At 71.2% G+C, this 12,175-nt stretch carries 8 protein-coding genes; 3 read left to right on the top strand and 5 right to left on the bottom strand.

The features are described from left to right. Window positions 1-2 precede the first annotated feature (2 nt). From FHS13_RS17760 to zwf, 4 genes are all read right to left on the bottom strand, one after another. Window positions 3-2,018: a hypothetical protein gene (locus FHS13_RS17760; RefSeq protein WP_184293067.1), complete on the bottom strand. Its 2,016-nt coding sequence runs from the start codon at window positions 2,016-2,018 to the stop codon at window positions 3-5. Window positions 2,019-2,290: 272 nt separating this feature from the next. Continuing rightward, window positions 2,291-2,923, bottom strand: a complete 633-nt coding sequence (eda, locus tag FHS13_RS17765) for a bifunctional 4-hydroxy-2-oxoglutarate aldolase/2-dehydro-3-deoxy-phosphogluconate aldolase (protein WP_184293068.1) — start codon at window positions 2,921-2,923, stop codon at window positions 2,291-2,293. A gap of 334 nt (window positions 2,924-3,257) precedes the next feature. Then, window positions 3,258-5,084 (bottom strand): phosphogluconate dehydratase, encoded by a 1,827-nt coding sequence (gene edd, locus FHS13_RS17770; RefSeq protein ID WP_184293069.1) that lies wholly within the window; start codon window positions 5,082-5,084, stop codon window positions 3,258-3,260. Continuing rightward, entirely contained in the window at window positions 5,081-6,559 is a 1,479-nt protein-coding gene (gene zwf, locus FHS13_RS17775; RefSeq protein WP_184293070.1) for a glucose-6-phosphate dehydrogenase, read from the bottom strand. The genes edd and zwf overlap by 4 nt, the downstream gene beginning before the upstream one ends. 215 nt (window positions 6,560-6,774) lie before the next feature. Between zwf and FHS13_RS17780 the strand changes: the two genes are divergently transcribed. From FHS13_RS17780 to FHS13_RS17790, 3 genes are all read left to right on the top strand, one after another. Continuing rightward, complete coding sequence (locus FHS13_RS17780) at window positions 6,775-7,965, top strand: ROK family transcriptional regulator (RefSeq protein ID WP_184293071.1); 1,191 nt, start codon at window positions 6,775-6,777, stop codon at window positions 7,963-7,965. Between the two features lie 283 nt (window positions 7,966-8,248). Further along, window positions 8,249-8,944, top strand: a complete 696-nt coding sequence (locus FHS13_RS17785; protein WP_184293072.1) for a hypothetical protein — start codon at window positions 8,249-8,251, stop codon at window positions 8,942-8,944. 704 nt (window positions 8,945-9,648) lie between these two features. Further along, window positions 9,649-11,130: an LCP family protein gene (locus tag FHS13_RS17790; protein WP_425491184.1), complete on the top strand. Its 1,482-nt coding sequence runs from the start codon at window positions 9,649-9,651 to the stop codon at window positions 11,128-11,130. Window positions 11,131-11,354: 224 nt separating this feature from the next. Here FHS13_RS17790 and FHS13_RS17795 read toward each other — a convergent pair whose 3' ends face one another. Continuing rightward, window positions 11,355-12,173: a hypothetical protein gene (locus FHS13_RS17795; RefSeq protein ID WP_184293074.1), complete on the bottom strand. Its 819-nt coding sequence runs from the start codon at window positions 12,171-12,173 to the stop codon at window positions 11,355-11,357. Between the last annotated feature and the right edge of the window lie 2 nt (window positions 12,174-12,175).

The following is a 12,175-nucleotide window of genomic DNA, read 5'->3' on the forward strand; positions in this document are numbered from 1 at the left end:
GCTTAGTTGTCGAACTTGTTGGCCTGGCGCAAATGCCAGGCCGCCTCGTCGAAGACGTGGACCGCCCCCACCGGTATCCGCTCGGCGAGTTCACTCAGTGCGCTGTGGCAGCGCGCGTGCAGGTCCCTGGTACGGAAGAAATCCGGGTCGCCGAGGATCTGCCGGGCCGCCACGAGCTTGAGGACGGTCTCGGTGTCCGTCCCCGCCTCGGCCTCGGCCTGCCACGCGGCGCTCCACGAGTCCACGAGCGGCAGGGCCGGGCGCGTACGCATCGGCGCCGCGGTGACACTTCTCAGCCGGCGAACCCATTCCTGACCGTCGATGTCGGAGGTCGCCAGCCAGTCCTCGAGGTGCCGGGCCACCCAGCCGAGTTGGCCGGCGCAGAGCCGGTGGTAGGCCTCACGCTCGACAGCGTCAGGGACACCCGCTCCGCCATCCCGGTAGTGGTCGGCGAGCGCCTGGTGGACGGCGTTCCAGTGAGCAGGGTCGCTCTCGGGGCGTCGAGCCAGGCGCCGGAGCAGGAGGCGACGCAGCACCGTGATCCGTTCGGGGCCCTCGCCGTCCCACAGCGGATGGGCAAGGAGCCGGTCCCTGTCGACCTCCCCGATGAGATCGCTGGAGCGGTGCAGCCACAGACCTGCGTCGAAGTCGCGGGCGGCAGCGCAGGTGGTGAGGGCCTCGCGGAGCCCGGTGTCGAGATCGCCGGGGTCGGCACCCAGCGCGGTGGCGAGCATACGCTCCTCGACGGTCACGGCAGACTCGAGCCCGCTCGCAGGATCCGCCAGGCGGTGGGTGAGAGCGCCGTGCAGACTGCTGCCCTTGACCGCGACCCACGCCTCGACGAGCTGGGCGGTGGTGCCGGGGTGTCCGCCGGTGAAGTCGGCGAGAAGTTCGACCACCTCTCCGGATACGCGATCGCCGCCGGCCGAGCGGGAGAACAGCTCGCTCACGTGCCTGCGCTGGAGCCGGGTCAGACCCGAGAAGCGCATGTACTGGCGGGTGTCCCGGAAGTGCGTGTCCAGGTCCAGGCCCTCGACGGTCTCTCCGGTGGCCGCGACGACGGTCAGCGGTTCAGGGAACCGGTTGCTGCCGGGAAGAGCGCGCCCGGGAGAGGGAGCGGGAACCGCCGCCAGGCAGCGCAGGACGAGTGGTCCGATTCCCTGGTCGGCATTGTCCAGCAGGAGGACCGGGGTGGGCTGCCGACCGACCTGTTTCGGCAGGTTCTGGATGTCGGCGTACAGGGCCTCGCACAGGAAGCGGATTGTCTTCTCCCGGTTGGAGACACCGGTGACGGGGTCGACCTCGTCGGGTTCCTGCGCCTGGAGCCACAGGTGGTAGAGGGAGTCGGTGGCCTGTTCCCTGCCCTGGGCGCCCTGTCCTCGTCCCCGAATCCACTCGAAGGCCCGGTCCAGGCCGCTTCCGCCGATCTGGGAGACCGAGGCGACCCACTTGGCAGTCTCGATGGGAAGCGCGGCTGCCTCCGCCATCTCCGGAGGCGGGAGCGCTTCACCGAGGCGGCCCAGGAAACCGCCGGCCCGACCGAACCACCCCTGGCTGCCACCGGGCCAGACGCTGTCCACGAGCTGGGATATCTCGGCACGTGCCTTGTCGGTGCCGTCCTCCTCGGAGGGCCCACCCTCGAGTTCCAGCCGGGCGGTCATCAAGGCGATCCAGAGCAGGGGGAACCTCATGCCCGGATAGAAGTCGCGAACGCGGGCCAGTCCCCGTTCCCGGTGCGAGGAGATGGCGGTGAAGACGTCCTCCGCGCTGGTGCGGTACCGCGTGTCGGCGAGGTCGAGATAGGCGTAGGGGATCCTGATGCGCTCGAGTTCGTGTGCCTTGAACAGGAGGAAGTGGGACTTGCCGAACCCCTGCGGGCCGTGGACCAGGAGGATCGGCCGCCTCAGCCCGACAGGCCCGGACCACCTCGGGTCAACGAGCTCCTGGTAGTCGACCTCCTGGAGCTCTTGCCCCACCGGCACCTCGTCGTTCGCGGTCGGTACCGCGCCCCTCGCCACAACCCGGTCCTCTCCTCCGCCGGTACCTGCTCACCATCGACCCATGATGCGCATTTTCTCTTGATTTATAACAGTTTCAGCAGCTTATGCTACATGCGTTATGGAGGAATCTAATTCCGACAAAACAGACAGTTGTTTAATTCAGCCGCAGAAAAGGTCCGAGAAAACAAGGTTGGCGTACAGGACACAACACGGCACCGCCCCGACCATGCGGCCGGGGCGGTGCCGTGTTGTGCCTGTGCCGCGGCGTCCCACAACCGCGGCACAGGGGTTCAGAGGGCGGCGGCCTCGCGGGCCAGGGCCTCGATGCGGTCCCAGGCACCCTCGGCGACCAGGGCGGCCGGGGTCAGCCAGCTGCCGCCGACGCAGCCGACGTTGGCCAGGGCCAGGTAGTCCGGCGCCGATGCGGAGGTGATTCCGCCGGTCGGGCAGAAGCGCACCTGGGGCAGGGGGCCCAGGAGCGACTTCAGGAAGGCGGCGCCGCCCGAGGCCTCGGCCGGGAAGAACTTCAGCTCGGTCAGACCGCGCTCCAGCAGGGCCATGGCCTCGGAGGCGGTGCTCGCACCGGGCAGGAACGGCAGGCCCGTGTCGGCCATGGCCGAGGCGAGGGAGGCGGTGCAGCCGGGGCTGACCAGGAACCGAGCGCCGGCGTCGGACGCGGCCCGCGCCTGGTCGGGGGTGACCACGGTTCCCGCACCCACCACGGCCTCGGGGACCTCCGCGGCGATCCGCTCGATCGCGGAGAGCGCCGCCGGAGTCCGCAGGGTCACCTCGATGCCGGGGAGTCCACCCGCCACCAGTGCCCGGGCCAGGGGCACAGCGGCCTCAAGATCGTCGATGACCACCACCGGCATGACCGGGGCGAGGTCGAGGATGTCCGCACCCGAGCGGGGCGTCGTCGTCATGGGTTGTCTCTCCTGTGTCGGTGTGCGACAGGTGTGGTCGAAAGGCCTCGGACTTCGGTGATCTTGTACGTGCGGCACGGCTCGGCGCTCGCCGTTCGGCATCCGCCGGACACCGGGCGCCGAACCTGAGCCACCCGTACACGATCACGGCCCAGGCCCTGTTTTTTGGATCATCTCGGGCTGCACGGCCGCCAGGCGCCCCCTTGCAGCGCCGGAGAGCTTGCGAAGCCCGCCAGGCTGAGCTGCGCTCTCCGCCTTGCACGGGAACGCCTGGTCGGCCGTTCGCCGAGGAATCGGCTCCGCCGATACGGCGAGAGCATCCAAAAAACAGGGCCTAGAGCTGGAGGCCGAAGACCCCGGCTCCGGCCTCGGCCGGGCCGACGGAGGCGCGGAGGGCGGCGAACAGCTCGCGCCCGGTCCCGGTCGAGGAGTCGGTGCCCGCTCGGGCGGGCTCGCGGCCGGAGAGGTCGGCGAGCACCTCCAGCGTTCCCGCGCCGGCGTCGAGGCGGATCAGGTCGCCGTCGCGCACGTAGGCCAGCGGCCCGCCGGCCTCGGCCTCGGGGGAGACGTGGATGGCAGCGGGCACCTTGCCGGACGCGCCGGACATGCGGCCGTCGGTGACCAGGGCGACCTTCTGGCCGCGGTCCTGGAGGACGCCCAGCGGCGGCGTGAGCTTGTGCAGCTCGGGCATGCCGTTGGCGCGCGGGCCCTGGAAGCGCACGACCGCCACGAAGTCACCGGTCAGCTCGCCGGCCGTGAAGGCGGCCTGCAGCTCGGCCTGGTCGGAGAAGACGCGGGCGGGCGCCTCGACCACGTGCCGGGAGGGGTCGACGGCCGACACCTTGATGACGCCGCGGCCCAGGTTGCCCGAGAGCATGCGCAGGCCGCCGTCGGCCGCGAAGGGATCGTCGGTGCCGCGCAGCACGGTGGTGTCCGCGCTCTCCTTGGGCCCGTCCACCCAGGTCAGGACCCCGTCCACCAGCTGGGGGACCTGGCGGTAGGCGCTCAGACCCCGGCCCATGACCGTGTGCACGTCCTCGTGCAGCAGCCCGGCGTCAAGCAGGGTGCCGATGAGGAAGGCCATGCCGCCCACCTCGTGGAAGCGGTTCACGTCGGCGGAGCCGTTGGGGTACATGCGGGTGAGCGACGGCACCACCTCGGACAGCGAGGCGAAGTCGTCCCAGGTCAGCTCGATCCCGGCGGCGCGGGCGATGGCCACCAGGTGCAGCGTGTGGTTGGTCGAGCCGCCGGTGGCCAGTAGGGCGACGACCGCGTTGACGACCGCCTTCTCGTCGATCTGCCGGCCCAGCGGCGTGTACTCGCCGGTGAGGGCGGTGTGGCCGAGGACGCGGCGGCCGACCTCGGCGGTCAGCGCCTCCCGCAGAGGGGTGCCGGGCTGCTCGAAGCTCGCACCGGGCAGGTGCAGGCCCATGACCTCCATGAGCATCTGGTTGGAGTTGGCGGTGCCGTAGAAGGTGCAGGTGCCGGGCGAGTGGTAGGCGGCCGACTCGGCCTGGAGCAGCTCGCGGCGGCCTACCTTGCCCTCGGCGAACTGCTGCCGCACCCGGGCCTTCTCCTTGTTGGGCAGGCCGGAGGGCATCGGGCCGGCGGGCACGAACGCCACGGGCAGGTGGCCGAACGACAGGGAGCCGATGAGCAGTCCGGGCACGATCTTGTCGCAGACGCCGAGCATGAGCGCGCCGTCGAACATGTCGTGGGACAGCGCGATCGCGGTGGCCATCGCGATGACGTCCCGGCTGAACAGGGACAGCTCCATACCCGGGCGGCCCTGGGTGACGCCGTCGCACATGGCGGGCACCCCGCCGGCGAACTGGGCGACGCCGCCCGCCCCGGACACGGCGGCCTTGATGACCGCCGGGTAGGACTCCAGGGGCTGGTGGGCCGAGAGCATGTCGTTGTAGGAGGAGACGATCGCCAGGTTCGGGGTGGCGTCGCCCGACAGCGCGAGCTTGTCGGAGACGCCGCAGGCGGCGAAGCCGTGGGCGAGGTTGGCGCAGCCCAGCGCGGAGCGGGCCGGGCCCTTGCCGGCGGCCTCGTCGATCCGGGCGAGGTAGGCCGAACGGGACTCGGCGCTGCGCTCGGCCAGGCGACGGGTGACCTCGGAGACGACGGGGTGGACTGCGGGGGTGTGCGCGGTCATCGGGGTTGCTCCTCTTCGTACCAGGTACGGCCGGTGCGGCCGATGAGCCGGTGCGCGCCCGCGGGGCCGACGCCTCCGGCCGGATAGGTCTCGGGTCCGGTGCTCAGGCCGTTCCAGGCCTCGATGACGGGGTCCACCCAGCGCCAGGCGGCCTCGACCTCGTCGCGGCGCATGAACAGGGTGGAGTCCCCGGCCAGCACGTCCGTCAGAAGCCGCTCGTAGGCCTCGGGCGAGCGGGTGGCGAAGGTGTCGGCGAAGCTCAGTTCCAGCGGGACCGGACGCAGCTGGAGCGCGCCGGCACCGGGCATCTTGGTGAGCATCGTGAGGTTGATGCCCTCGTCCGGCTGGAGGCGGATGACGAGGCTGCCCGTGCCCGCGGCGTTGGTGCCGGGGAAGATCGGGTGCGGAACCTCGCGGAAGCGGATGACGATCTCGGAGCGGGCGCGGTCCAGGTGCTTGCCGGTGCGCAGGTAGAAGGGCACGCCGGCCCAGCGCCAGTTGGAGATCTCGGCGCGCAGGGCCGCGTAGGTCTCGGTGTTGCTGGTGTCGGAGCCGCCCGGCTCGTCGAGGTAGCCGGGGACCTCGACGCCGTTGACGACGCCCCGCCCGTACTGGCCGCGCACGGTGTCCTGGAGGACCTGCTCACCGGTGATGGGTCGCAGGGACTGGAGGACCTTCAGCTTCTCGTCGCGCACGGCGTCGGGGTCGTAGCTGGCGGGCGGCTCCATGGCGGTCAGGCACAGCAGCTGGAGCAGGTGGTTCTGGACCATGTCGCGCATGGCGCCGGAGGTGTCGTAGTACCCCTTGCGCCCGCCGACGCCGACCGTCTCGGTGACGGTGATCTGGACGTGGTCGATCCAGCGCGAGTTCCACAGCGGTTCGAGGAAGACGTTGGCGAAGCGCAGCACCAGCAGGTTCTGCACCGTCTCCTTGCCGAGGTAGTGGTCGATCCGGTACGTCCGGTCCTCGGGGAAGACCCGGGCGACCTCGTCGTTGAGGGCCTGCGAGGAGGCGAGGTCGTGGCCGAGGGGCTTCTCCATGACCACGCGGGAGTCGGGGGTGACCAGGCCGGCCCCGTCCAGGCCCGTGCAGATCGCACCGAACGCCATCGGGGGGACCGCGAGGTAGAAGACGCGGTCGCGGCCGGGGAGGAGCGCGGCGGCCAGGTCGGTCCAGCCGGAGGGGTCGCCGCCCGGGTCGACGGTGACGTGGGAGAGGCGGTCCAGGAAGCGCCGGAGGACACCGGCCTCGACGACCTGGACGGCGTGGTGGCCGCGTACGGCGGACTCGGCCTTTCCGCGCAGGTCGGCATCGGTGAGGCCGTTGCGCGACACCGCGACGATCCGGGTCCTGCCGTCCAGGTTCCCGTCGCGGTCCAGCAGGTACAGGGCGGGGAGGAGTTTGCGCATGGACAGGTCGCCGGTGCCTCCGAAGACCACCAGATCGGTGGGGCGGGGATCGGACAACTGCGGCATTTCAGTCTGCTCCAGCGTGAAGGGGGAGGTGACGGGATGGGCGTCGGGGGGTGATGCGCGCGTCGTGGGCGCGGAGGAGGCCGGACGCCAGGGGTGTGGTCCGTTCGTCCCTTTCGACCTTAAGCCCGACTATGGTAAAAAACCAAGCACACTTTAGAACACTTATTTACATAAGATCCCACGTTTCACAACTAGACTGAGTGGTTGAATGAGGTATGGCGAGAACTCCTGGACGGCTGTCCTCCACCGCGACCACGAGCGGTCACATCCTGGAGCTCATCCGAGCGGGTGAGGCGACCAGTCGCTCCGAGCTCTCCCGGGCCACGGGGCTCTCCCGCCCCTCGGTGGCCCTGCGCCTGGCCGAACTGATGGAGGGCGGGCTGGTCACCGAAGGCGTCGGAACCGTCTCCAGCGGCGGGCGCCCACCCTCCGTCCTGGAGTTCAACGCCGCCGGAGGCCTCGTCCTCGCCGCCGCCCTCGGCATGGCGCGGAGCCAGGCCGCCGTCTGCGACCTGAACGGCGAGGTGCTCGCCCGCACCCCCGGCTCCCCCGACATGTCCCTGGGCCCCGACGCCACCGTCCCCTGGCTCCTGGACACCTGGTCCGAGCAGATCCGCTCCCTGGGGCGCGACCCCGCCGACGTGCGAGGGGCCGGGATCGGCCTGCCCGGCACCGTCGAGTTCCACACGGGGCGCGCCGACGACCGCCCCTTCCTCGGCAAGTGGGCGGGCGTGGCACTGGCCCCGCTGATCGCCGAGCGCTTCCCCGTCCCGGTCCTGGTCGACAACGACGTCAATGTCATGGCACTGGGCGAGCACCTCGCGGGCGGCCACGGGCAGACCGACGACATGGTGTTCGTCAAAATCTCCACCGGTATCGGCGCCGGCCTGATCTCGGGCGGCCGCCTCCTGCGCGGCGCCCTCGGCGCGGCGGGGGAGATCGGACACGTCCCCGTCCGGGACGGGGACGGGCTGCCCTGCCGCTGCGGCAACACCGACTGCCTGGAGACCGTCGCGGGCGGCCCCCGGTTGCTGGCGCTCGCCGCCGAGCAGGGGCGCGAGCTCTCCGACCTCAAGGAGCTGGTGTCCCTGACCGTCTCCGGCGACCCGGTCGCGGTCACTCTCGTCCGCGAGGCCGGGCGGCGGCTCGGCGAGGCCCTGGCCGGAGCGGTCAACCTGCTCAACCCCGACGTGATCGTGCTGGGCGGCGACCTGTCGGAGGCCTACGACCACCTCGTGGCGGGCGTGCGCGAGGTGGTGTTCCAGCAGTGCACCGCACTCGCCACCCGCCGCCTGCGCGTCGTGGCCAGCACCCTGTGGGACGAGGCGGGGGTGCGCGGCTGCGCGGCCATGGTGACCGAGGAAATCCTCTCCCCCGAGGCGGTGAACAAGCTCCTGGCGGGGTAGACACGAGGAGAAGGCACCTTCGCCCGGAGACGTCCTTCACCCAGAGGCAGGTCCGCGCCCCCGGACACCCTGTTCGCCGATGTCCCCGCCGATTTCCCGAACACGTCCGCCACCTGTACCGACGCGGCGTCGAGCGGGCGCCGGGCCTCTGCCTGCCCTTGACAAGAACCCCTTTCGTGTCAGATAGTCGCGCACCATCTGGCACTGACGCCACCCCCGCACACTCCGTCACGCCCGTGACCCTGTCCCGTGCGGACCACCGCCCGGAAAGGTCCCCGAATCCGTGCCTGACGTTCTCGAGAACCCTGTCGCCCTGATCCTGCTCGGCGCCGCGATCAGCCTGGTCACCAGCGTCGCCGTGACCGGTTTCCAGGCCCGACTCCTGCGGCGCAGTGACGTACGCAACTCCTCCCGTTCCTCCGCACGCAGCCTGACCAGCGCCTTCATCGCCGAACGCGACTCCGACGGCAACGGGGAGAGCTTCCTGGCCGAGGCGGAGATGACCGTCATGACGATGACCGACCGCAAGACCCGCGATCGGCTGCGCGACGTCATCCGCCTGCTGCGCGAGCGCTCCCTGCCCGAGGTCGAGGAGCTCAGCGGCGTCAAGGCCGACCGTGCGCGCCGGCTGCTGTGCGACCACGCGCTGGAGGTCCTCGGCGCCCACCTGCGCTCCGAGCGCATCCCCGAGCTGTCCGCCGACATCCGCCGGATGCTGAGCGTCGAGGAGGAGGCGCTGAGCATCCGCTCGGGCGAGGCCCCGAAGCCGGACGGGTCCATCCCCAAGGGTGCGGTGACCCCGCGTCCCCGGCACACCGGAACCAAGGCCGGGAGCACCGGCAGCGCCGGAGGCACCGCCCGCAAGACCACCAAGAGCTCCTCTCCGCGAACCGCCTCCAAGACCACGGCCAAGAACAGCCGCAGCTCGGCGGCCACCGAGGACAAGTCCGAGAAGGAGAGTGCCTTCTGGGACGACTGATCCCTTTCGCCTCCCTCTCCTGAGTTGACCCGCCGTTCCCAAACCTTGGTCAGGGGCGGCGGGTCAGATGTGTTCCTTGCGGGCACTGGTGAGAAAGTCGGGCGCACGAGTGCCGACCGACGAGTAAACCGCGAAGGAAAATGTGGGGGACAATTGCGGTCAGCAGCCTTGTTCAACGACATCCCGGACGCGCGGCCGCAGGGATCATCATCTAGGGTGTGTTCCGCAGAGCACCCAGGTACCGCCGGAAGGCGCGCACGCACCCCCGGAACACGGCGCGGGTCCTCTGCCGCACACGGGCTCCCGTGCCGACGGCTGCTCCCCCTTCGCGGCGCCTCCCCCTTCCCCCGGTCCACCGGCCGCCGCGACGCCCGGCAGCGCGGTGCCCCGTGCCGCCACCCTGCGCGACCTCCGCCCTCCCCGAACACGGACGCGTGACTCTCCTCCCGGTCCGGTGTCCGGCCGTCGGCACGTCCCGCTGTCCGAACAGACGAGATTGCACGATGCACTCTGAAGAGAAATCCTCCGCCGACCTGCGCGCGGACACCACACCAGAGCAGACCGCGGGAGACGGCTCCGCCGCGGCAGAGAAGGCTGCGGCCGCTCCCCGGGACCGGGCACACAGGCCCGAGGCCTCATGGCGGATCGGGAAGGCCGGAAGGCTCGAGAGGGCAGATGCCCCGACGCGCGAGGAGGACGACGTGATGGCGCTCGTCCATGCCACCGCCGACGACCGGTCGGAGAAGAAGGAACCGCCGGCCGAGGAGGAGCCGCCCACCGGGAAGGAACCGCCGGCCGAGGAAGAGGCGCCGACCGGGAAGGAGCCTCCCGCCGAGGAAGAGGCGCCGACCGGGAAGGAGCCTCCCGCCGAGGAAGAGGCGCCGACCGGGAAGGAGCCCTCCGTCGTCGTCATCTCCACCGCTCCGCGGACCGCGCCGCCCGGGGACGGCGGATCGTCCGGAGGCGGGGGCACCGGCGGAGGCGGCGGGGACGGCTCCTCCGACGACGGGCAGAATCCGTCCGGCAGGGGCAGGAGACGCCTGCGCCGAGTCCTCCTGTGGACCGCCGCGGGGCTGGCCCTGGCCCTGGTCGCCGGAGCCGCCACCGCCTACGGCTACTACCATTCGCTGCGCTCCGGCATGGTCCGGCACGACCTCCAGGGCCTGCTGGACGAGGCCGAACGCCCCGAGAAGATCAGCGACGCGGTCAACATCCTCTTCATCGGCTCCGACGGCTACGAGGAGGGCAGCACCGCCTACACCACCGAGTTCGAGGGCGAGCGCTCCGACTCGATCATGCTGGCGCACATCTCACCCGAGAACCGCGTCTCCGTCATCAGCTTTCCGCGTGACTCCCTGGTCGACCTGCCGCAGTGCGACCCCTACGGCACGACCGAGGGCACCTACGGCTACTTCGGCATGATCAACGCGGCGATGTACCACGGCGGTCCGCCCTGCGTGGTGCGCACCATCGAGTCGCTCACCGACATCCGCATCGACCACTTCGTCCATCTGAGTTTCATGAGCTTCCGCGACGTGGTGGACGCGATCGGCGGCGTCGACATCTGCATCCCCGAGCCCATGAAGGACGAGCGGGCCAAGCTCGACCTGCCCGCCGGTCAGCAAACTCTCGACGGCGACGAGGCGCTCTCGTTCGTCCGGGCCCGCTACCAGATCGGTGACGGCGGGGACATCGGACGCATCGACCGGCAGCAGATGTTCCTCGCCGCGCTCGCCGACCAGGTGATGAGCAACGACGTGCTGACCAGCCCCACCAAGCTGAACGGCGTCCTGAGGTCGGTGGCCGAGCACAGCGCCACCGACGAGCAGCTGACGCTCGACCGGATGCTGTCGGTCGCGGTCTCCCTCTCCGACGTGGAGCTGACCGAGATCGAGTTCCACACGGTGCCCTGGTACCAGGCGCCCTTCGACCCCAACCGCATCCTCTGGTACGAGGACCAGGCCGCGGAGCTGTTCACCGCCGTCCGCGAGGACCGGCCGCTGCCGTCGCTGTCCGTGGCGGACGACTCCCACGGGCCGCAGGAGCCGCCGGGTGCCTCGCCGTCACCTGTGGAGGTGCCGACGGAGACTCCGGAGGAGGACGTGCAGACACTTCCCGGTGGCGGACGCGATGCCACGTCGAACCCCTGCCAGGACGGCCTCGGCTTCGGCACCGAGGAGGACTGACCGAGGCCCGGAAGGCGGTCCGCGGAACGGGGACCGCTCCGGAGCACGGCAACGGCCCCGGGCCCACTGGCAGTGGGCCCGGGGCCGCGGTGTGTCCCGGGCGGGGACCGGTCTCCCCTGCCGCCGTCGCCGGAGCCCCCCACAGTCTCCCGGCGCACCGGTCGGCGACCCGGTCACCACCCGGGACGGTGTGCGCCCGCGCGGCGGGCGCACCTTCAGGTGGCTCAGGCCAGGCCGAGGGTCCCGGTGATCTCGGACAGCGCGGCGGAGGTGTCGGGCAGCCCGCCGAGGGAGCTGTCCTCGGAGGAACCGGCCGACGGCAGCACCTCGGAGGAGCTCTCCTCCTCGGAGGCGGGCAGCGTGGACGAGGGCTCCGAGGAGGCGGCCATGGGCAGCACCTCGACGGAGTCACCGAGCAGGTCGGAGAACGGGACGGCCCCGTCCAGCTCGCCGGCCGTCTCCTGGAGCCGCTCCGTGGTGGTGCCGCCGGAGGAGGGAGCGCCCTCGGAGGCGGTGCCGTCGGAGGCGGTGGCGGACTGGCTCACGGTGGCGCCGCCCGAGGAGGATCCCCCGGCGTCGAGGCCGTACAGGTCGGGGCGGACCTCGTGGCTGCCGTGGCCCGAGGCCCCGGCCTGCTCGCCGAGCCTTCCGCCGGCCTCCTCCAGGGAGGGGTCACCGGAGGCGGCGCTCATCGGGATCGTGGAGGTTCCGCCCACGAGGTTCTCCACCAGGGGCAGACCGTCCACCAGGTCGGTGGAGCCGGATCCCTGGTCCGAGCCGCCCTCCTGGCCGGGGGCGGGGCTCGACTGGTGCTGCACGTCGTCGCCGGACTGCTTCGGCTCGACCCGGACCAGCTCGCCGGAGGGCGTGGAGGAGCCGTCGAGCAGCGTGTCGGAGACCTGGATGCCCAGGTCGTCGAGGGGCAGGCCGTCGGTCCCGTCGAGGGTCTCGGCACCGGCGATGCCCGAACCGAGGGCGACGAAGCCGGCCGCGCCGACGGAGAGCAGCAGGATCCTGGCCGGGATACGGGTGGCGGTGTGCATGG

The sequence above is a fragment of the Nocardiopsis algeriensis genome (genome assembly GCF_014203695.1).
GTDB classification, from domain to species: domain Bacteria; phylum Actinomycetota; class Actinomycetes; order Streptosporangiales; family Streptosporangiaceae; genus Nocardiopsis; species Nocardiopsis algeriensis.